Here is a 20,372-nt window from a genome sequence, read left to right as displayed (position 1 = left end):
TTTTATTAGTCCCCAATTTTCATGAAGCTAACAATCATTACCTTCATTTTCTTTTATTAGTAAAGCAACGAACGATACATATCATAGCTTTTTATGTTCAAATAAATAGAGACCACACTTTTTTATAAAAACGTCTTATCATTCTCTTCACTAAAATTTGTTTCTCAATAAAAATCCGATTGAAATAAATAAGAATTTATTGTTAAACGATAAAATTTATGTTAAATTAAAATGATAATTTAAAAATGAGGTGCTTTATATGAACCAAGGATCAACACTCTTTTTAAAGACAGCAATTATCCTTATCGGTATTCCTGTTTTTGCTTTGTGTATATTTTTAATTCCTAATATTGGGAATTACACAGCGGACTTATACCCGGATATTGCATATATAAAATATCTTGTTTTAATCAATCTATATGCAACGGTGATACCTTTTTATTTTGCTCTATATCAAGCCTTTAAACTTGTAAGCTACATTGATAAGGGGAACGCCTTCTCGAAATTATCTGTTAGAGCTTTAAAAAAGATAAAACAATGTGCTATTACAATTAGTGTATTATATGTAGTAGGTATGCCGCTTTTCTATCTTGTAGCAGAGAGAGATGATGCACCAGGTATTTTAATAATTGGCATGATCCTTATCTTTTCTTCAATGGTTATCGCAGTCTTTGCTGCCGTTCTCCAAAGACTTTTAAAAGATGCGATAGATATAAAATCAGAAAATGATTTAACGGTCTGAGGTGAATAACATGGCAATAATAATTAATATTGATGTAATGTTAGCAAAAAGAAAAATGAGTGTAACTGAACTTTCAGAGAAGGTTGGAATTACAATGGCTAACCTTTCTATATTAAAAAATGGAAAAGCAAAAGCAATTAGAATTACAACTTTAGATGCTATTTGTAAAGCGTTAGAATGCCAACCAGGGGATATTTTAGAATATCAACCGGAAGATACCGAATAAAAAGAGTCCTTCATACGAGAAGGACTCTTTTTATTACATATTACGGCGCAAAACTAATTTGACCAGTAAACAATAATATAATCGTGATAATCCAAAATATAAATAATGATAAGGACAGTATTATTGAAATAATAGCAATCCCCTTCTTCTCTGTTTGTTTCGTTATCGTAATGCTAGAAAGTATAATACCTGCAACTATGAGGGCAACTGTAATATAATCTCCCACTACATTACCCACATTGGCTATCCTTGTCGGTGTAATAAAAACGAACAGAAAACATAAAACACCGATGAGTAAAGATATGTAGCTTATTATACTGTACTTCTTTTTAGGAACTATTTCAGTTTTCATACTAACCCACCCTTTCTCTATAGCTATGTGTTTATATTAGCATGAATACCCATAATTTGGTTAAAACAAAAAAACAGATAAAGTGGACACAACCACTTTATCTGCCATTACATTTCTACCTAATTACTAACCCAGCTATTTCTTCTTTATCGTTATAAGTTACGATAAAGGTACGTTGTTCTTTACTATACTTTGCTACAAGAATAACAGTATATAAACCATCTTTTTCTTCAATCGATTTTTTCTCAATTTTTTCGAATGTACCAGCTTTTTCAATTATAGGCGTAAGTTCTTTCATTTGCTCTTCTGATAAGGCTGATTTCATTTTACTATCAAATTTTTCGTGTACGTCTTTATACTTCGCCTCATTTAGTAATGATACAATTTCTTCCGCCTTTGGAATAAACTTTTTTGACGTACTTTCATCTACTTTATTACCGGTACATGCTGCAAGCGCGAACGCCGCGATAGCACTTATAATAATAAGTAACATTCTTCTCATTTTCATACACCCTTTCTTTTTAAAGTGAAACTATAACTAAAAACGAGTAAAGCACAAATTGCTATTGAAACTTCTGACATAATGATCCCGCTTTTCCCTGGTACATATAGCGATATAATGCCAGCTAATGCATTTGCAGTTCCATGGATGAGAATTGCATAGAAAACATAACGAAATTTCTTTTGGGCGACAGCTTGTAATATAATGAAGGAAAGTCCAATATGCAATACCATCGCGAAGATGCGCTCAATACCGCCCAAATAATAACTGTCACCATTTTGAATGACTGTTTGTGACAATAATAGGGATATTACCGGGATACCAACTATCAACACCGCTTCAATACCACCATGCCCTGCTCCAAATAAAAAACCAGACTGCCAATCTCGTTGCTTCATAAAATAACGCATTGCGATAAAACGAGCTATCTCTTCAAAAATTCCAGCTGATAAACTAAGCAAAAGTACAAATAATACAGGCTGCATTATTGAAAACATTTGAAAATCTGTGCTAGTTCCATTTACATAATTCAGTATTGGTATGCGGATCAATATTTGCGATACAACAAAAGCCAATACACCTAACATATATGGAATATAGCGTTTCTTCCAAACAGCATATAAAAGTGCTACAAGCGGTAAACCAAAGCAAATCATTGTTGTAAAAATAAGTCCATTCATCTCGCTTCACCTCTTACTTGAAGTGTATAAAAACGAGTGAAGAAAGTATGTAGTTCTTTCCTATTCGGTTTCATTTTCATCATAGATGGTCATTTTATCTCTTTTAATATGAATGTTTGCGTGAAATAAGGACTTACATAAGTTGTTTCTAACGTTGCATTATTTGTTTTATTCATGATACGTTTTAATGAGAATAACCCGTATCCTCTAGCCCCCTCTTTACTTGAATGGTTTTTCTCATAAATTTTTTGCAAATCAATCGCTTCACTCTTTGAACTATTACGCACGATAAAATATTGTCGTGAATCCATTTCAAAGAATGCGATTTGCAATATCTTTTCCTCACTATGTACTGCTTCTTCAATTGCATTGTCTACTAAAACTGAAATGATGCGAATAAATGAAATAACCGTCATCGAAACACTTTCAATATTCTCTGGTATATCGAGCATTATTTTTATTTGTTGGTGCTGGGCAGTGCTAACTTTCGCCCTTAATACACTTCTCACTTCAGGGATATGTACGCGAGATAATTTCGCAATATCAAGTTCATGATCATTTATTGTTTTTAACGTAGGAGCTATAACGTCATAGTACACTTGCTCAATTTCTTTCACATTTTTCGTACGTATTCCCTCTTCTAACGATAGTAATACATTCATATAATCGTGACGGAAACTAGCAAGCTCATCATGCATATCCTCTAATTTCTCCACATAATCTAATAACTCTTTATCCAAACGTTTTTCATGCTCTTCTTGTAACTTTGCTCTCGATAAATGTGAACTTATAAGTACTATGATGACTAATAATAAAAATACAATAATCGCTGAAATATAACTTACATCACTGTATTGTTGATTTAATTGTGCTAATAACGCAGAAGATGGCTGAGTTAAGATTAGTTCAATAATAAATCCGGCAATTAATAATATATAAGTTACATAGTATAGCGGACTACCTACTATATATTGAGCAATTTTTTGGATTCTTTTACGGGCTACAAAAATACCGATAAAAGTAAATGTCGATACGGTAAGGTGAATCATGCTTCCTGTCCATAAATATAAATTGAATGGCGTTAACATAAAGATTTTCATTCCTAAATCGAAAAGCAACATTTTTACTAACGTTATAATCACCATGCTCACTAGTGCAAAATATACATTATGCTTAAGTGTTAATTCATTTTGCATTAATCCTAAACTTATTAGAAATAACACAATGGTACTATTCAATTCTGGATATCTCGTTACTGTTACGACAATAGCAAGTAAAATAATGAATACTGCACTTAAAGCTATTAACATTCTAACTGATAATCTATTGTACCGGATTAATTGAATATATAAAAACATATGGCTCATACTAGTAAGCAGTATTGCAAATAAATCATAAATATACATTACATCTCACCCTTTAATATGTTACGTACTTTACTCACTAAGCGCCGTGATACTGGAATGCGTTTCCCGCTTTTTAAAACTATCATTTTTTGCTTCGCATCGTAAGAAGACAGTTGCTTCGTATTCACGATATATGATTGATGACAACGAAATAAACGTTCATCTACTAATTCAATTTCTTTTAAAGTCCCATAAAAATAAACAATTCGATCTAACGTCACTAATGCTAAACGGTGCGGTTCATCGGTCATAACATATTCAACTTCATGAAACGGAACCCGCACAGTTGCATTACTATTTTCAACGATAAAGTCATCGGACGGAATAATATGCTTATTACGCGCTTCATATTGGAGTAAACATTGTTCAAAAACGTTACGCCTCTCCTCGTATGGCAACCCTTTATCAATAAAAGTTAAAGCTGATACCATGTATTGATACGAAATAGGTGCAAATTCAGAATGCGTCGTTACAAACACAATAATTCCTTGCGTATCATACTTTCGTATCTCTTGTGCCACTTGTAACCCTTTACGTTCTTCTCTTTTTATCTCTATATCTAAAAAATAGATTGGGATATACTTCGCCTTAGGAATGTTAGTAATGATGTTTTCACTTTTACTACTCACCTCGATAAAATCAAAAGGCAACATATATTTCTCACAAATCTCTTCAACTAGCCGTTTCATTTGCTGCGCTTGTATGACATCATCTTCTAAAATAAAAATACTCATGTAATCACTCGCTTTATTGAAATCTTTCCATCTATAGATTTATCTATAACTATATAATTCAAATTGTTATACTAATCTCCTTCCCAAGAATTAAAATAATTAATTTGCTATTACATAGAGAAACCTCAACTATTCAAGCACAAAGTTGAGGTTTTCTTCAAATCATTCTATAACTAAATCCGCCCGATCCTTCGGCAATTCCGTTTCTAAGTAATAATCCTCTGCTTTCCAATACCTATTTTCAAACTTTGAAAGGTTTTTCTGCGTTTCTTCACTCTCACGTAGAAACCGTGTCTCTCTTGGACAATCTAAATACACCATATAATGAAAGAAATCTCTCCATTCTTTTCTCTGTAGAAAAACACCTTCTATTACAATTACGCCTACTATGGGGATCTGTACTTTTTTCATCTCACTTGAGTCTGTCTCATTATTATAGAACGGTAATTTCAGTTTTGTGTCATTTTGTAACTTCTGAAAAAACTTCTGCCGAAGCCATTCAATATCCCATTGTAAATAATAATACTCATACCATTCTTCATAGCCAGTATGATACCGTTTATTACGTTCTACTATATGATCATCAATATGAAAAATATGGAACGGAATACTTTCTTGTTTCATATTTTCTTTTAAGTTTGTTACAAATGTTGTTTTACCCGATCGACTTAGTCCATCAATACCTAAAATGAACCTATTTTCTTTATGCTTCTTCATAACATTTATAAGCTCATTTGTACGCATTACTTCTTCCACTCTTCTTTTAATAACGAGTATAAAATTGTATCATGAGCAACTCCATTTTGAATCATATGTTTTCGAAGTAATCCTTCTTCTTGAAACCCTGCTTTACTTAATAATTTTTGAGAAGCTTTATTTTCTACATATACAACAGCTGCAATTCTTATAAGTTGTAACGTTTCAAACCCGTAAGTTAAAATCGCCTGTAACGCTTCCGTTGCATACCCTTGTCCCCAATATGTATCATCTAGTTCATAACCAATTTCAGCTCGCTTATGATGCTTGTTTATTAAATGAAATCCGCACGTTCCGATTAATTGGCCCGTACCCTTCTTCTCAATTCCCCAGCGAAATACAGTTCCTTCTTCATAACGATTTTTAAACGTTTGAATAGTCGTTTTCGCTTGCTCAATATTTTCGAAAGAATCCATTCCAAAATAACGTATAACAGATTCTTTTGAAAAATAACGGAACATCATTTCTGCATCTAACAGTGTTAGTTCTCTTAATTGTAAACGTTCTGTTTCTAGTTTCGGAAACCCCATCTCTTTTTCTCCTTCTATTCTAATGAACTGCAAATTTCAATATAATTCCCATCTGGATCGGCAATGTATGCAATTGTTTGTCCCCACGGTTTCACAATTGGTTCAACTAAGATTTTAATACCTTGCTCTCTTAATTGTTCGATTGTTTCTTGTACATGATCAACAACGAATCCCAATTCAAAATGAGAAGATTGTAACTCACCTTCTGTAAGTGGTAGTCCTGTTAATTCTTTCACATCTTGCCTTGTGTTCATCGCTAAAATTGTAGAACCAGTATTAAATTCAATATATGTACCATGCTCTGCTTTTATAGGTAACTGTAAAATATCTTTATAAAATCTTAAACATTCTTCAAAATTTTCTACATATAAAATGATGTACTTCATTTTTAAATTCATTTTACATCCTCCTTTATATCCATCCCTAAAATTTCGACAAATGTCTCATAAAAACCTTGTTCCTTATAGCAACGAGCACAAAAAAATGAGGCCGATTTCTCGGCCCCCCAGCTTATTGGCATAAAACAGGAGATTTGGTTTGGACATAACCAGTTCGTACTCTTATTATATTTTATTTTTTCTGAATTTTGAATACTTTTAACACCCATTTATATTGAGAAAGTTTTTTTGCTTGCATAAAATTAATGAGTTTAAGAAATGCTACAAATGGAGGTGTATACATATGGAACCAATGCTATGTCCAAGCTGTAAAACGAACCGTACTCGCTTTAATATTCTTGAGCAACAAGTAAAACCAGTCAAGTTAAATCCACAAACTGGTCAAGTAGAAGAAGAATACACAAATGAAACGATGAATGCTTTTCATATGTCCTATCAAGGACCAACATATAGAGTCCAATGTGCTGTATGCGGACTTGTTGAAAACCCAGAACAATTTATTAAACCTGCGCAAAATCAGTCGTTTTCTTAAACATTTTTATTACCCCCTACAGATTTTTTGTAGGGGGTTTTCGATTTAATATGTTAATCAAAAATGTTTTTCTTCCTTATTATTAGTTACACCCCACACCTCTTTAGTCATCTTTTATTTTTTTGATCTTCGATATGAATCATTTTTTCTTCATTTATTATTTTGGGGTATGTGTGGTTCGTAACTATTAATTTTGTGCCTTTATATAGATTTTTATTATATAAAAAAGAGTGAACAAAAATACAATTATATAGAAACAAAAGAAGTTGATCCCGGTAATTCCCTTAAAACATCAACTTCTTTTTAACTCTACTTTTTATTATAATATTTCACTTTTTAATTTCTTAATTTTCCAAGTGAGTCTTATAAAGAAGTAAATCCACATACAACCTGTAAGACCCGTCATAGCTTTCGCCCAAATTGGCACTCTTGATTCCATCGGGCTTATAAATAGATTGTACATTGATGGTAATATAGCTGCTAACATAATAACAAAGAATACTAATAACTCATTTAGTTTTTGTATCCTCGTTTCCTTATCTGAATATATATCAGGCAACTCATTTTCCTCTTCTACTTCTTTACAAAAATAATTCCATTTCGCAAAACTTGTTACATGTTTCCATCCACACATTTCATATATTTCAATATACTCTTTTTGTTTTTCTTTTGAATCTTTATAATCCAATCTAAAATCCGCTTTATATATTACATCTTTCGGCTCGGTTTTCTTAAACGTATACATCACATTATACTTTTGTAACGCCCAGCCTTGTTGATGCATTTCCCTTAAAAAAGCCTCCTCTTTTTCTAAGCTCCATCCCGCAAAAAATTTAAATATTTTCTTTGTCTCCATCTTCCATTCACTCCCCTAACATACCATTTCCATTCCTTACAGATCTCTGCAACCTGTTATACTCTAGCTCTAACACTTCTCTACCCAGTGGTGTTAACTCGTAACACTTCTTTCTATCTGTAGAGGCAACTTCAACTATTAACATCTCTTTTAGTAACTTCGTCGTATTCCCGTATAAAGTTCCAGGACCGAGCTTTACTTCTCCATTTGTCATCTCTTCTACCATTTGCATAATTCCGTAACCATGCATCGGCTTCACAAGTGACAACAATATGTAATATGTCGCCTCAGTTAACGGAATATATTTTTTCGCTTTCGCATTCATTATAACTACCTCCGATACATCGTTATCTGATATATCGACTAACGATACATCGTATATCGATATTGTATAATCATATTCCAAAATATGCAAGGTAATTTAATAACTTAATATCTATTTCTTTAAATTAAAAAATCATATCAATTTTCTGAATAATTTGTTAAAATATAGAAATATCCGTTTATATTTTGAAAGGAATGATACATATGATAAATAAATTGAAAGAAAATATAGGATCAGTTTTTGTCGGTAAAGAAAATGTTATTGATTTATTACTTGTTTCTTTGCTTGCTGACGGACATGTACTGCTTGAGGATGTGCCTGGTACGGGGAAAACGTTACTTGCGAAAACACTTTCTAAAAGTATTGGTGGTAATTTTTCTCGTGTCCAATTTACACCTGATGTACTTCCGAGTGATGTAACAGGTATTGAATATTTCAATCCGAAAACGAGTGAATTCGAATTAAGACTTGGACCAGTTATGACCAATATTTTGCTTGCGGATGAAATTAACCGCGCTATGCCTAGAACACAGTCTAGTTTATTAGAATCGATGGAAGAACGACAAGTAACGCTTGAAAAACAATCTACTCCTCTTCCGAAACCGTTCTTTGTTATTGCGACGCAAAATCCAATTGAATCACAAGGAACGTTTCCTCTACCAGATGCACAGCTTGATCGTTTTTTAATGACAATTTCAATTGGTTATCCATCTCCAGAAGATGAACTACAAATGATGCGACGTTTTCGTAACGATGTACCACTAGAAAGTATCACATCTGTTATTTCTTTAGATGATATTTTAGAAGCACAGAAACGAGTAAAAGAAATTTTCGTATCAGAACCGTTAGAACATTACATTATTAAACTTGCTCACGCTACAAGAAATCATGATTACATCGCTAATGGTGTAAGCCCACGTGCCACATTAGCTTTAGTACGCGCAGTTCAAGCACTAGCCTTTTTACGCGACAGAGAATATTGCACGCCAGAAGATATACAATTTTTAGTTCCTTCTGTTTGGAATCATCGTATCGTCTTATCAATGGAAGGGGCATTACGCACGACAAAAAATGAAATTATACAAAGGATTTTAAAAGAAGTTGACGTACCAGTGGAGATTGAACAAACATGAATGGACAGCGTGTTGTAACTGTACCTTTATTTTTCCAACTTCATATTATTCAATTAAGTGTGCCAGGTGCTATACTATTCACATTTTTTATGCCACAACGAATCATTATGTTTTTCTTTTTCTTCTACTATTTATTTGCGATTTTTATTTATAAATATGTAGCTTACATAGAGAAGAAATTTGAAGTTATAAATGAGAAACAAACTACTCGGCTTTTTCCTAATGAATCTGGGCAATTTTTTATTCATTTAAAAAACGGAGCAAATATACCACTCGTTAACGGCGTTTGTTATTTCCATTTAAATCCGTCCCTACTACCACAAAAAGATCAAGGAATTGAACAAATATCAAAAACACTATTCTCTTTCCCGTTTTCACAACCTGCTCATTCGGCGCAAAAGTGGGATTTAACATTAACCGCAACGAAACGTGGTGTGTTTCAAATTGAACAGTTCGAATGTGTCTTGAAAGATCCTTTTCATCTTTTAACTGTACATTTGCCTATTTTTGATAAATTACGGACTGAAATTATTGTGTACCCTTCTCCTAAAGAAGTAGCAGGCTTACAAGAACTACAGCAACTTTTAACCGGATCTTATCGAACGAATTTTTCTTTTTACAATGATGAAACATCTATTATCGGTGTTAAACGATATGAACGTGAGTCTTTCCGCTCTATTCATTGGAAAGCATCTGCTAAAATGCAAGAATTACAGGCGAAGCAATATGAACCTGTAAAAAATTATAGTTGGACGATTTGTCTTTCATTAGCTGCTGATCGCGGGTTTGGTTGGAAAGATAATATAGAAGACCTTATTTCATTTGCAACATACATTTGTCAATACGCAACGAAGCATCAAATACCGTTTGAACTATTTATTAGTGTATTAGCTGAAGGTGGTCCTCTGCACTTACCATTAAACGAAGGGCAAACACATTACGGAATATCTTTAGAGGAATTAGCGCGTATTTCAGATGATAGTACTTTACTTCCGAAACAAGGATTTCTTCATTATGTAACGAGAAAAAGAGAACGATCGTCTACAATGATATACATTGGTTTACAGAGAAATGAACTCCCTCTTCTCTCTCAGCCTACGTTTCTCATTAATAACGAAGGGATGGTGGAAAAGCTTGAAAACTTGGCTTTATCACGTTAATGACTTTATTCTGCTGCTCCTCCTTTCGTTATTAACGGAAAGAGATGAACTCATCGGCATTGTTATATTTTTAGCAACAGGCTATATTGGAGTATTTCTTATCCATAAACTAATGAAGAAAAAAACAACAGGTTTTGTCATACTGTTAATGACTCAAATAATTGGTTGTTCTATCTTTCTCCCTTTCTCTCTGTTTGGCACAATTATGTTACCGCTTTTCTTCTTTATCGTACATGTAGTTGGACCCGGATATCCAGTTCAAAAGTCATTAGGTGGTATTGTATGGTTTAGTATTTCAGCCATATTTTATGCGCCCTTTCCACCTTTGTGGAAACTATTACTTTTAGTTTTACACATTATGATTACATTTTGGTTAACCGGGATAAACCGTAATCAACAGTTATTACGTTTCGCTTCTCTTATTACGATTGGAATAATTAGTGCTTTCCTTATTCCTATTTTCCCATACATTCGGCTTCTTTTTTCTTATGTCGTACAAGTAGTTGCTTTAGGATTTGGATACGCCATTAATCCGTTATTTTCGGCAGCTGAATCAAAAGAAACTGACGATTTTTGGTCGAATAAAGGGAATTTAAAAGATCCTCAAATTAAAGATGAATTTGGACATCGTGCTTTTGATCCAACACTTATAAATAGCATTACAATAATAGTCTGTACAACCATTGCTATTTACGTCGTTTGGAAAATAATAAAAAAACGAAAACAATTCAGTTTACCAAATATGCCTGCCTTCGAATCTACTATCATTACTGATAAAGAAGGAATGAGTTTAAAACATTTTAAACGAAACAAACCGCCACATAATGAAATTCGAAAAGAAATTTTTAAACTGGAGAGTAAATTAACTCCTCCTTTAAATAGAAAACGAGGAGAAACTGTTGAAGCATGGTTAGAAAGAATAAATAGTGAAGAAGATGTAAGTATTCAGAGTCATATTATTGTAAATGCTTATAATACAGTACGTTATTCAAATAGTGAGGATATGATGCTACTTCAGGAATTTAAGGAAGAGATTCATAAGCTTTATTTGTATCAGAAGAATTTGAAGAAAAGAAAGAAATAACATAACAAAAAAAGACTCCTATTTTCATAGGAGTCTTTTTATACTTCTACGTTACTTGTTAAATTGAAGCATTCTTCCCTGCTTCAATTTCTAACGACTCTTCATGCCACCAAAGTGTTTCTTCAGGGTCTTCTTTAGCGATTTGGTGTGCTTCTTTTTTCGTTTCTACTGTAGGATATGAGCCTTTTAGCGCACGTCCTGAAGTTGTAACGAATAATACACTAAATGCGACTAATCCAATAATACTTACACCTGCTAAATAAAATGCTGGTGCAAGCGGGTTACCAGTAGCATGAACTAAGTATGAACATACGAGCGGTGTTGTTCCACCGAATATTGATACAGAAATATTAAATGAGATCGAAAGTGCTCGATAACGTACATCAGTGAAAAATAGTGATGGTAATAATGAAGGTAGCGTTCCTTCATATACACTTAGGAAGAATCCTAAAATGAAAATACCTGCAAATATAGCAGCAATATGTCCGTTACCTATTAATATAAATGCTGGAATTGCAAATACAGTTAAACCAAGTAAACCAATTTGCACGACGCGTTTATTACCAATTTTATCACTTAATTTACCGAAATATAATGCCAGTGGAATCATAAGTGCCATCGTAATTGAAATAATTAATAAGCCAGTTGTTTCTTTGACTTTAAGTACTTGAGTTAGATAAGAAGGAATATACGAAAGAATCATATAATTCGTAATATTAAAGAAGGCGACAATTACTGTGCTTAATAAGAAGTCTTTTTTGTGATATTTTAATATATCCATAAATGAAAATTGTTCGTTGTCTTCAGATTCCTCTTGTGCTTTTTCCATCTCTTCAAAGATGGGAGATTCATCTAAATGACGGCGTAAATATAAACCGACCAAACCAATTGGTGCAGCTATTAAGAAAGGAATACGCCAGCCCCAGCTGAGCATTTGCTCATCTGTTAACAATAACGTCAAAATGGTAACAATTACCGATGCAGCAATGTAACCTGAGAGTGTTCCAATTTCAAGACCACTACCGAGTATACCACGCTTTTTATCTGGAGAAGATTCTGCGATATAAACCATTGCTCCTGAATATTCGCCGCCTGTAGAGAAGCCTTGAATCATTCGCGCAACTAAAAGTAGTATTGGTGCCCATACACCAATTTGTTCATAGGTTGGTAGTAATGCGATGAATAATGTAGAAAGTGCCATTAAAATAATAGTAGTACTTAACACGATTTTTCGGCCGTACTTATCTCCTATTCTACCAAAGAATACACCTCCGATTGGTCGAACGAGAAAGGCTGCTGCAAATGTACCGAATGTAAGTACAAGTTGCAATCCACTATTATCAACACCTGAGAAGAATAATTGACTTAAGATAACCGCTAAATACGCGTATAATCCGAAGTCAAACCACTCCATTGCATTCCCTATACCAGTAGCAACTACTGCTTTCCTGGCTTGTTTAGGATTGACAATATTAACGTCTTGAGGTTCAAAATTTAAATCATTATTTTGTTGCATATAATAAATCAGCTCCTTTTTTAATTTAACTTCTTTAAGCACACCTTCTCTTATTGAATAAAATTAATTCGAAGCACTTAAGGAAAATCAACGTCTCCTTGTCTGTTATTATTATTTCACATAATTAATTATTTGTCCAATTAAATGCTCTTTTTGTATAAATTTACACCCTATTGAACTTTTTATAAAATGAAGTTTAGGCTATATAATATATACCTTTACACTACAAATGAACCTTTCATTTATTTATATTTATAACGTTTCTATAATTGTTTCCTATAACTTAGAAACCAGTAACTTTTACTAAAGATTTGCATATATTTAAAAAGTGAACTCATTAGCTCGAATTCTGTTTTATTACATTCAACTATAATATTATTATAGTTTTAAAGGAGGCTATTTTATGTTGGAAATAATACTTTCACTTACTACTGTTTCTTTTCTCTTAATTATTTCTGGATTTTTCATTACCTTAAAACAATATAAAGAAATTAAAAATATAAAGACTATATTAACTACAAAAAAAGAAAATGAGAAAACTCCATCCGAAAACTCCATCCCTCTGCAATTAGACCTTAGCGTTCTCAATAATTTACTCGCTTCTGGAATAAATAAAGGTTCTAATACAAGTAAAGAAAATTGTGAGTCTGATAAAACTAAATGATTGTTATGCTTATAACAAGAAGAAAATATATCTCCTCTTTTATCTAATCTTATTAACAACTACCTCTGATTAAAAAGGAGACTGCTTATGTGTAAAAATTCAATTTCTATTATTATCCCCATACAACATAAAATAAAAAATTTACCTAAAATTTTGAAAGCATGTGAACAACTACAACCTTTTGAAATTATCCTTACTATTATCAGTAGTGTCGATGATTCTATTGATATTGCGCGATCTTACAATTGTGAAATTATTACACTAAAAGAGCCGATAGAATCTACTAATTGTTATGTAATTGGTGCAAAAAAAGCAAAGGGAGAGTACCTCTTATTTTTAGATGAAAATTACATTATTCACTCCCCCTCACTTATACAATTTCTTCAACCATTACTAAAACAATCGGCTGACGTCGTATTAAATAATTTAGATAATTTTTTCTATCAAAAACAACAGCCAAATATAGCAATGATTTGGCAGCAAGTTACGAATCATTTTTTTCATCGCCCAGATTTAAATGTTAACTCCTTATTATTTCCTCCCTATGCAATGACAAAAGAAGTACTTGAGGTAATTACTTCAGATAGTTTATCAAATCCAATATTGGCACAAATGAAAATTATTGAACATAAATTTCGGATTTGCGATCAATTAAACATTTCTATCCCTCAAGTTCCCTTTTTTCCTTCAACTCAACTCATTCATTATCATCTTGCAGCCATTGCAAATTGGATCAATCTAGTGCGAGATCAAAGGGGAAACTATACCGATAATAATCGAAAGCGGGATATTATTTTAGGGCTTCACAACGGGGAACAAAAATCCACTCCAAAAATAATTACAGGTAAAGAGTTTTATTCGAATACTTATGGAGATAAACAATTATCAGTTATCATCCCTGTTCAAAATGAAGAAAAAACGATAGAATCTGTCATTTTTGAGGTGCAGAAATTAAAACCTTTTGAAATTATCGTTATTGTTAATGGATCAACAGATAAAACAGAGGAATTGGCGAAGGATTGCGATGCAACAGTTATTAGTTACGAAGAAGCACTTGGAAATGATACGGGACGTGCTGTTGGTGCCTATTTTGCCAAAGGTGACATATTATTATTTATAGATGGAGATTTCTTAATTTCTAGTTGTGATTTATTACCATTTGTACAATCTATTCAAAATGGCACGGACTTAGCTTTAAATAAACTAGATTACTACTATATGTATCGTCTCCCCTATTCTATCGTCACCGCATGTAAATATGCTATTAACTTAGCATGTAATCGAAAAGATTTAGGTATGGGATCCACAATTGCTGTCCCTCATGCTTTTAGTCGAAAATGCATTCATACAATTGGGTTTAATTCACTTCTTTCACCAACCTTAAGTCAAGTTAAAACAATTTTAGCAGGCTTTCATGTGCAAAATGTCCATTCTGTCGACGTCGATAAAATGAATCGTGTTCGACCTGAAAAACACTTCTCTGAGCAAGGTTGCCTTTCATTAGCAACACAACAAATCATTGGTGATCATATAGAAGCAATTTCTTACTTGATCGAACAAAAAGAGTACTTTTAATTATACATCCTGCCTACTAAATAATATATTATCTCATTTTTAATATATGACAGAATAAAAAAGATGGTTTGTAACCATCTTTTTTATTTTTACATCAGCTCAAAAGAAAAGTAGAAGGCAGGCTTTTCATTTCTTATTTTCTTAAGAAGTTTGAAAAGAGAGGCTTGTTAATGAAGATTCAACACTTAAATCATCTTTTAGTGCAATTGAGAAACATGCAACTAATGGTAAAGTAATAACAATTGATCCACTAGGACTAATTACAATTGTAGGACTTGTCCCACATGTGCCCCCACAATCCACTTCTGCATCAATTCCACTACCAGGGGTAATTGTAATTTTAAGACACACATCTAAACAAACATTATTCGTAGTACATGCCATAACTCTCCCTCCTTTCTCTTAACAATATATGCAGTTTATCGAATTTAGACACGACTCTCCTACTAAATTTTATAAATTAGCTGCTATTTTCTTATCAGTTTTATATATGTTTAATTTATTATTAAACTAGATAAATTAATTAATAAATTCAGATCATCTTTTACTGAAATAGAAATACATGCGGTAAATGGTATTACATTAAAATCAGATGAAAATTCATAATTGCACCTTAGAGATATTTCTGCCCCAACATTTGGATAGACCTTAATTTCTAAATACATATTAAAACACCTTTTATTGATGTAAGAAAAGGTATTCCCTCCTTACTTGCATCTGATATTAAGTTATATAGAACTTATCGTTACTTCTTTATTTATTTTTTACTTGATATACTTAAAATAAGTTAAAATAAAAAAGTAAAAACCTCTTCATGTATTTTAAGAAGTTTTTACTTTTCACTTACACCTGAACCAAAATGGTCACTTTTTTAAATTTTGTTTTCATTCCAATACTCAACTTATACTCTATCCGTTGCTATTCTACGCTTATTAGTAAAGTATCTTCCAAATTAAAATAAATCTTTAAAATCCCTATTCTTTAGTAAATATGAAAGCCCTTCTACATGATCACCGGTAATTCTCAATACAGCTGGTGGATGTCCTACTGTTGCAAAGTGCTCATTTGGACGAATACGATTTGGTTTCATTACATCTACAAAATGGACACATTCAACTTTATATCCTGCTAATATTGCCTTTACTTGCGCAACACACGCTGTATGAAGAGTATCCCAGCCAATTCCCTCTAAACATTTTCGACTAATAGCGTGGGGAACAGCAATTGTGGATCCCACACCTAAATCTTTACGATTACAAGCAATATTCAACATATATTTATATAAACTTACAATATATAGAGGAAATCTAAGATTTAAATTTAAATCATTTAAAACCATATCAACACCATCCGCAACAGCCTGCGTTAACGGATGAAGATCTTTTGCTGGAATAGCAAAATCAGCATCAATAAAGAGAAGTATATCCCCTGTGGCTTCTTGTGCACCAATTGCCCGTCCTACATCATGCCCTAATGCTTCTTGATAAACAATTACGGTTGCTCCTAATTGTTTTGCAATTACTTCTGTCCGATCTGTTGACCCATTAATGACAACAATTATTTCTTTCGGTTCAACTTTTCTTGCCTCAAGAATAACTTCTTTAATCGTCGCTTCTTCATTTTGTGCCGGTATAATAATTGATAACTGTTTCCCATTATAAATCGATGAATTCATACCCCATCCTTTATGAAAACTTGAATAATTCTTTTGTTTTTTTAGTTGCTCTATAATTTCTCTTTTTCTTCCTCCATCTGTATAGTTACCTCTATCATCTTTTCGTTGTAACCAACTTTCCAAAGCTTTTACATTCTCTTTAATCTCACATACTTCTAATTTAGTTAATTCATTTTTATAGAAAGAGGTTTTGTTTGCGGGTATATTATTCAAGGAGGTGTTAGTGATAGCTGACGAGGATTGTAGTCGCCACCCTTTCTCAATAAGAGTTACTTGGGACAGAATAGGGTTCTGCAAGATATCATATCCAATGTCTTCAATTGCTTTTTTAGTAATAACATATGGCATAGATAACATCGAATCATATTTTAAATCCATACGCCCCAATACATCGTTTACTATTTTTCTATACACCATAGCAATGCTTGGCCATTCTACTCTCATCTTTTCAAAACATACAGAGTCTATGTTATTCAAGATTACATCCTGTTCCTTTTTTAGTAGTGGTTCTATAAATCGTTCTAATTCTACCGAAAAAATAACATCTTCTCCATTTAAAAATAAAATTACATCTCCATTAGCGATTTTCGCCCCATAAACTGGTGCTTTCCATTTATTTTTCTCTTCAATAACAACAACGTTACTCTCAACAAATGTAGGTATGGATTGTATCGCACTCATTCTATCATCAGCTACAATGATAATTTCTAATGGTTTTATATGGTGCACTTTGTTTAAAATTTGATTCAATTTCGATTTTTCTTCTCCTAAAACTATAACGACTGACAGTGCCACTTCTTTTTGTTCTTTTTTTACAGTCTGATTAGGCTTTACTTTTTTTATATATTCAATTGTTTCACTCTTACCTACCGCTGCATGCCCTGCTTTTTTATCGAAATATAAGTCTATTACAATTTGATTTACTTCTGTATCTTTATCCAGTTGTTCTAATTCAGAAATGAATGGTATTAAATGATTTTGCACATCAAATTCACACGCGAAATTTTGCAAAAAATAAATATTCGGTACATATTTAATGTGATTAAAAAATTTCACAACATTAATTCTTTCGCCAAATTTCTCCTCAACTTCTTCTCTTGATAAACCTGGATAAGACAAATCAAAAACTAGATTTATTGGTACAGGTATCCATTTTAATAAATTTGTTTGAGGATTATTAATTAAAACTGTGGAGCCCTTAACGAATCCAGCTAAAATTAAAGACATAAACCCTCCCCCGGAACTGCCATAAAACAACACATTTTTCGAATCAATTTTTAACTTTGTAAATAATATTTCTAAAATATTTGCTATATCTTGTAAGTAAAATCTATCTAACTCCCCTTGTCCCCAACCTAAAGATAATTTTCCAAGATATAATGTAGGATCATTATAATATATAACAGTATCTTCAAACTCTTCCATCCAAGAATGTCTATGAAAAATAGGTGGACCGATTGGCTGTTCTTGAAATCCACCTGCTCCGGATCCAAAAACAATAGTGTTAGAAGCACCCGGCTTAATACGAATTAAAAATTCATACGTTACTTTACCCCAATCAACCTTGAGTATAAATGGTTCTGTAGTTTGAAAATCCATTTGCCATAATTCTTCATATGAAATGTTAATTTTTTTGTACTGGTCTAACAGTTTAATCACCCTTTCCATCTATTTCAAGGTGTTCTATTAAGTAAGAGAGAGCTTCAACGTGATCACCAATTATTCTTAATACCGCTGGAGGATGTCCATTATGACTTACATTCTCCATTAAACGAATTCTATTCGGTTTTACAACATCAACGTAATGTACACATTCTACTCTATACCCTTGTAATATAGCTTTTACTTGTGCAAGACTAGGGCATAGTAAACTTTCCCAGCCTATTGCATCTAAACATGATCTACTCATAGCATGTGGAATTGCTACTAATGAGCCATTACTTAATTCTGGACGATTATATGCTAAATTAAGCATATACTTTACGACGTCTACAACATAAAACGGAGGATGTAACATCGGATTCAAATCATTTAATGCTATGTCTACACCAGCTGAAACTGCTTTTGTAAAGTGATGCAAATTACTTCCTGAAACACTAAAATCACCATCAATAAATAAAAGGATATCTCCTGTAGCTTCAAGCGCTCCAATAGCACGTCCAACATTATGACCAAGTCGTTCGTTATATTCAATAATAGTAGCACCAAGTCTTTTAGCAATATTGGCCGTTTGATCTGTCGAACCATTTACAACGACAATTATTTCTAGCGGTTCTATTTTTCTTGCCTCAAGTATTACTTGTTCTATAGTCTCTTCTTCATTTTGCACTGGTATAATGACAGATAGTTGTTTCCCGTCATAAATTGAAGAATGCATTCCCCAACCTCGATGATACGAAGGATACTGCTTGCTTTCACCTAATCTTTGAATAATATCTCTTCTTTTTCCTGCATCAGTAAACCCTACTCTTTTTCCCTTTTTCTCTATCCATTTAGAAATACCGATTAAATATTTTCCCACTTTCTCCCTTTCATTTTCTGACAATTCTTTTTTAACTAAATAACCTTCCTCTTCTAACGTTTCATCTCTAGATAACGTTTTTATTGCATATTGATCGTTAATCCGCCAGCCTTGATTAACTATGTTCATATGAGCTAGAACGATATCTTTTATATAATCAAAGCCGATATTTACCACTACTTCTTTCGTAAGTGCATATGGTAATGAAAGTATTGAATTGCTTTTTAAATCTGGTCGACTTAAAATTTCATTTAACATTTTTCTCCAAACAATATCCGTATTTGGACATTTACCAACTTCTATAAATTTATCTATTTTGTTTAATACTACATCAGCCTGATTTGTAACAACTGGCTCAATAAAATTCTTCATTTCATTTGAAGATAATAAAAAATTACTATCTACAAATAACAATACATCTCCTTTAGCTGCCTTTACAGAAGCTTCATACCCATCATAATACGTACTATATTTATCCCTCAAAACAATATGGCATTTATGTTTCTTTGCTATTTCATACAAATTACTTCTATCGTTAGGAACGAAAATTATAATTTCAAGAGGATTTAGCTTCCATATAGATTGAATTGATTCTTCTAATATTTGTGCTCTTTCACTATACAAAATAATAACCGTTAACGATTTCATTACACGCCCCCTTTGCACATCATGTGACATAAAGTGAAACTTTAATCAGTGGGGGTTTTCTTCATCCCCCACTGATTATTAGTTGAACCAATCGGACTTTTATGGGCAGCCCGACCCCCATCTAACTTCTTTGCTTTCGCTAAATTTTGAGGTGGGGGTCTTACTGCCTATTAAAGTGGGATAAAATATTAAGTATTACCATTTCCTATGAATTTGCTACTTTATTAACATATTCAAAAGTGAATTATACTGTGTAAAAACAACCGTCTATTTTTGAAAATATAAGTTCTGCACTTACCTCCTTCCTCTTATCATTGTTTGTTACAACTCTCACCATTTAAAAACAAAAAAAGTCCT

The 20,372-nt window shown here is 32.5% G+C and carries 22 protein-coding genes; 8 read left to right on the top strand and 14 right to left on the bottom strand.

What is annotated here, in order from left to right; genetic code table 11:
- Positions 1-259 precede the first annotated feature (259 nt).
- Complete coding sequence (locus AC1DMU_RS04855; RefSeq protein WP_476941478.1) at positions 260-742, top strand: DUF2975 domain-containing protein; 483 nt, start codon at positions 260-262, stop codon at positions 740-742.
- Between the two features lie 10 nt (positions 743-752).
- Positions 753-968 carry a helix-turn-helix domain-containing protein gene (locus AC1DMU_RS04850; protein ID WP_000974615.1) on the top strand — a complete coding sequence of 72 codons (216 nt, stop codon included), beginning with the start codon at positions 753-755 and terminating at the stop codon, positions 966-968.
- A 40-nt stretch (positions 969-1,008) separates the two neighbouring features.
- On the opposite strand, the gene AC1DMU_RS04845 is transcribed toward AC1DMU_RS04850, so the two are convergent.
- The 8 genes from AC1DMU_RS04845 to AC1DMU_RS04810 form a co-directional block, all read right to left on the bottom strand.
- Positions 1,009-1,320, bottom strand: coding sequence for a hypothetical protein (locus AC1DMU_RS04845; RefSeq protein ID WP_088063811.1), 312 nt, complete (start codon positions 1,318-1,320; stop codon positions 1,009-1,011).
- A gap of 115 nt (positions 1,321-1,435) precedes the next feature.
- Positions 1,436-1,822, bottom strand: a complete 387-nt coding sequence (locus AC1DMU_RS04840; protein WP_088063812.1) for a DUF3887 domain-containing protein — start codon at positions 1,820-1,822, stop codon at positions 1,436-1,438.
- A gap of 2 nt (positions 1,823-1,824) precedes the next feature.
- Entirely contained in the window at positions 1,825-2,502 is a 678-nt protein-coding gene (locus AC1DMU_RS04835) for a YhfC family glutamic-type intramembrane protease (RefSeq protein WP_088063813.1), read from the bottom strand.
- Positions 2,503-2,591: 89 nt separating this feature from the next.
- Positions 2,592-3,908, bottom strand: coding sequence for a GHKL domain-containing protein (locus tag AC1DMU_RS04830; RefSeq protein WP_476941477.1), 1,317 nt, complete (start codon positions 3,906-3,908; stop codon positions 2,592-2,594).
- Entirely contained in the window at positions 3,908-4,642 is a 735-nt protein-coding gene (locus tag AC1DMU_RS04825; RefSeq protein ID WP_088063815.1) for a LytR/AlgR family response regulator transcription factor, read from the bottom strand. The genes AC1DMU_RS04830 and AC1DMU_RS04825 overlap by 1 nt, the downstream gene beginning before the upstream one ends.
- A 162-nt stretch (positions 4,643-4,804) precedes the next feature.
- The gene (locus tag AC1DMU_RS04820; RefSeq protein WP_087984631.1) at positions 4,805-5,386 is read right to left on the bottom strand and encodes a kinase; all 582 of its coding nucleotides are present in this window, start codon (positions 5,384-5,386) and stop codon (positions 4,805-4,807) included.
- Positions 5,386-5,928 (bottom strand): GNAT family N-acetyltransferase, encoded by a 543-nt coding sequence (locus AC1DMU_RS04815; RefSeq protein ID WP_088063816.1) that lies wholly within the window; start codon positions 5,926-5,928, stop codon positions 5,386-5,388. Before AC1DMU_RS04815 ends, AC1DMU_RS04820 begins: the two co-directional genes overlap by 1 nt.
- Before the next feature lie 14 nt (positions 5,929-5,942).
- Positions 5,943-6,326, bottom strand: a complete 384-nt coding sequence (locus AC1DMU_RS04810) for a VOC family protein (protein ID WP_088063817.1) — start codon at positions 6,324-6,326, stop codon at positions 5,943-5,945.
- A gap of 283 nt (positions 6,327-6,609) precedes the next feature.
- Between AC1DMU_RS04810 and AC1DMU_RS04805 the strand changes: the two genes are divergently transcribed.
- On the top strand, positions 6,610-6,858 hold the full coding sequence (locus tag AC1DMU_RS04805) for a hypothetical protein (RefSeq protein WP_048547666.1): 249 nt from the start codon (positions 6,610-6,612) through the stop codon (positions 6,856-6,858).
- Positions 6,859-7,177: 319 nt separating this feature from the next.
- Here the strand turns inward: AC1DMU_RS04805 and AC1DMU_RS04800 are convergent, their stop codons facing one another.
- On the bottom strand, positions 7,178-7,714 hold the full coding sequence (locus tag AC1DMU_RS04800) for a DUF2812 domain-containing protein (RefSeq protein WP_149212745.1): 537 nt from the start codon (positions 7,712-7,714) through the stop codon (positions 7,178-7,180).
- A gap of 7 nt (positions 7,715-7,721) precedes the next feature.
- Positions 7,722-8,039 (bottom strand): PadR family transcriptional regulator, encoded by a 318-nt coding sequence (locus tag AC1DMU_RS04795; protein WP_088063819.1) that lies wholly within the window; start codon positions 8,037-8,039, stop codon positions 7,722-7,724.
- Between the two features lie 203 nt (positions 8,040-8,242).
- On the opposite strand from AC1DMU_RS04795, the gene AC1DMU_RS04790 reads away from it, so the two are divergent.
- The 3 genes from AC1DMU_RS04790 to AC1DMU_RS04780 are packed head-to-tail and all read left to right on the top strand — an operon-like array spanning position 8,243 to position 11,416.
- The gene (locus AC1DMU_RS04790) at positions 8,243-9,172 is read left to right on the top strand and encodes an AAA family ATPase (RefSeq protein ID WP_088063820.1); all 930 of its coding nucleotides are present in this window, start codon (positions 8,243-8,245) and stop codon (positions 9,170-9,172) included.
- Positions 9,169-10,332, top strand: coding sequence for a DUF58 domain-containing protein (locus AC1DMU_RS04785; protein WP_088063821.1), 1,164 nt, complete (start codon positions 9,169-9,171; stop codon positions 10,330-10,332). The genes AC1DMU_RS04790 and AC1DMU_RS04785 overlap by 4 nt, the downstream gene beginning before the upstream one ends.
- Positions 10,307-11,416 (top strand): DUF4018 domain-containing protein, encoded by a 1,110-nt coding sequence (locus tag AC1DMU_RS04780; RefSeq protein WP_088063822.1) that lies wholly within the window; start codon positions 10,307-10,309, stop codon positions 11,414-11,416. The genes AC1DMU_RS04785 and AC1DMU_RS04780 overlap by 26 nt, the downstream gene beginning before the upstream one ends.
- Before the next feature lie 58 nt (positions 11,417-11,474).
- Here AC1DMU_RS04780 and AC1DMU_RS04775 read toward each other — a convergent pair whose 3' ends face one another.
- Entirely contained in the window at positions 11,475-12,932 is a 1,458-nt protein-coding gene (locus AC1DMU_RS04775) for an MFS transporter (protein ID WP_088063937.1), read from the bottom strand.
- A 403-nt stretch (positions 12,933-13,335) separates the two neighbouring features.
- Between AC1DMU_RS04775 and AC1DMU_RS04770 the strand changes: the two genes are divergently transcribed.
- The gene (locus tag AC1DMU_RS04770) at positions 13,336-13,596 is read left to right on the top strand and encodes a hypothetical protein (protein ID WP_000889750.1); all 261 of its coding nucleotides are present in this window, start codon (positions 13,336-13,338) and stop codon (positions 13,594-13,596) included.
- Between the two features lie 87 nt (positions 13,597-13,683).
- A complete protein-coding gene (locus AC1DMU_RS04765) occupies positions 13,684-15,171 on the top strand; it encodes a glycosyltransferase (RefSeq protein WP_088063823.1) in 1,488 nt (495 codons plus the stop codon).
- Positions 15,172-15,312: 141 nt separating this feature from the next.
- On the opposite strand, the gene AC1DMU_RS04760 is transcribed toward AC1DMU_RS04765, so the two are convergent.
- From AC1DMU_RS04760 to AC1DMU_RS04750, 3 genes are all read right to left on the bottom strand, one after another.
- Entirely contained in the window at positions 15,313-15,555 is a 243-nt protein-coding gene (locus AC1DMU_RS04760; RefSeq protein WP_000752473.1) for a hypothetical protein, read from the bottom strand.
- Positions 15,556-16,123: 568 nt separating this feature from the next.
- Positions 16,124-18,445 (bottom strand): bifunctional glycosyltransferase/dipeptidyl aminopeptidase/acylaminoacyl peptidase, encoded by a 2,322-nt coding sequence (locus tag AC1DMU_RS04755; protein WP_179196845.1) that lies wholly within the window; start codon positions 18,443-18,445, stop codon positions 16,124-16,126.
- 52 nt (positions 18,446-18,497) lie between these two features.
- On the bottom strand, positions 18,498-20,015 hold the full coding sequence (locus AC1DMU_RS04750; protein ID WP_088063825.1) for a glycosyltransferase family 2 protein: 1,518 nt from the start codon (positions 20,013-20,015) through the stop codon (positions 18,498-18,500).
- Positions 20,016-20,372: the final 357 nt, after the last annotated feature.

This window comes from Bacillus sp. 01N45 (assembly GCF_056399205.1).
This window is presented reverse-complemented; position numbering and strand designations above follow the sequence as displayed.

Excerpts from the sequence above, each read along its gene's own strand:
- AC1DMU_RS04850 (WP_000974615.1), top strand. The coding sequence starts at position 753 with ATGGCAATAATAATTAATATTGATGTAATGTTAGCAAAAAGAAAAATG.
- AC1DMU_RS04760 (WP_000752473.1), bottom strand. The coding sequence starts at position 15,555 with ATGGCATGTACTACGAATAATGTTTGTTTAGATGTGTGTCTTAAAATT.
- AC1DMU_RS04815 (WP_088063816.1), bottom strand. The coding sequence starts at position 5,928 with ATGGGGTTTCCGAAACTAGAAACAGAACGTTTACAATTAAGAGAACTA.
- AC1DMU_RS04795 (WP_088063819.1), bottom strand. The coding sequence starts at position 8,039 with ATGAATGCGAAAGCGAAAAAATATATTCCGTTAACTGAGGCGACATAT.
- AC1DMU_RS04790 (WP_088063820.1), top strand. The coding sequence starts at position 8,243 with ATGATAAATAAATTGAAAGAAAATATAGGATCAGTTTTTGTCGGTAAA.
- AC1DMU_RS04845 (WP_088063811.1), bottom strand. The coding sequence starts at position 1,320 with ATGAAAACTGAAATAGTTCCTAAAAAGAAGTACAGTATAATAAGCTAC.
- AC1DMU_RS04820 (WP_087984631.1), bottom strand. The coding sequence starts at position 5,386 with ATGCGTACAAATGAGCTTATAAATGTTATGAAGAAGCATAAAGAAAAT.
- AC1DMU_RS04825 (WP_088063815.1), bottom strand. The coding sequence starts at position 4,642 with ATGAGTATTTTTATTTTAGAAGATGATGTCATACAAGCGCAGCAAATG.
- AC1DMU_RS04835 (WP_088063813.1), bottom strand. The coding sequence starts at position 2,502 with ATGAATGGACTTATTTTTACAACAATGATTTGCTTTGGTTTACCGCTT.
- AC1DMU_RS04800 (WP_149212745.1), bottom strand. The coding sequence starts at position 7,714 with ATGGAGACAAAGAAAATATTTAAATTTTTTGCGGGATGGAGCTTAGAA.
- AC1DMU_RS04765 (WP_088063823.1), top strand. The coding sequence starts at position 13,684 with ATGTGTAAAAATTCAATTTCTATTATTATCCCCATACAACATAAAATA.
- AC1DMU_RS04830 (WP_476941477.1), bottom strand. The coding sequence starts at position 3,908 with ATGTATATTTATGATTTATTTGCAATACTGCTTACTAGTATGAGCCAT.
- AC1DMU_RS04755 (WP_179196845.1), bottom strand. The coding sequence starts at position 18,445 with ATGGATTTTCAAACTACAGAACCATTTATACTCAAGGTTGATTGGGGT.
- AC1DMU_RS04775 (WP_088063937.1), bottom strand. The coding sequence starts at position 12,932 with ATGCAACAAAATAATGATTTAAATTTTGAACCTCAAGACGTTAATATT.
- AC1DMU_RS04750 (WP_088063825.1), bottom strand. The coding sequence starts at position 20,015 with ATGAAATCGTTAACGGTTATTATTTTGTATAGTGAAAGAGCACAAATA.
- AC1DMU_RS04810 (WP_088063817.1), bottom strand. The coding sequence starts at position 6,326 with ATGAATTTAAAAATGAAGTACATCATTTTATATGTAGAAAATTTTGAA.
- AC1DMU_RS04840 (WP_088063812.1), bottom strand. The coding sequence starts at position 1,822 with ATGAGAAGAATGTTACTTATTATTATAAGTGCTATCGCGGCGTTCGCG.
- AC1DMU_RS04770 (WP_000889750.1), top strand. The coding sequence starts at position 13,336 with ATGTTGGAAATAATACTTTCACTTACTACTGTTTCTTTTCTCTTAATT.
- AC1DMU_RS04805 (WP_048547666.1), top strand. The coding sequence starts at position 6,610 with ATGGAACCAATGCTATGTCCAAGCTGTAAAACGAACCGTACTCGCTTT.
- AC1DMU_RS04785 (WP_088063821.1), top strand. The coding sequence starts at position 9,169 with ATGAATGGACAGCGTGTTGTAACTGTACCTTTATTTTTCCAACTTCAT.
- AC1DMU_RS04855 (WP_476941478.1), top strand. The coding sequence starts at position 260 with ATGAACCAAGGATCAACACTCTTTTTAAAGACAGCAATTATCCTTATC.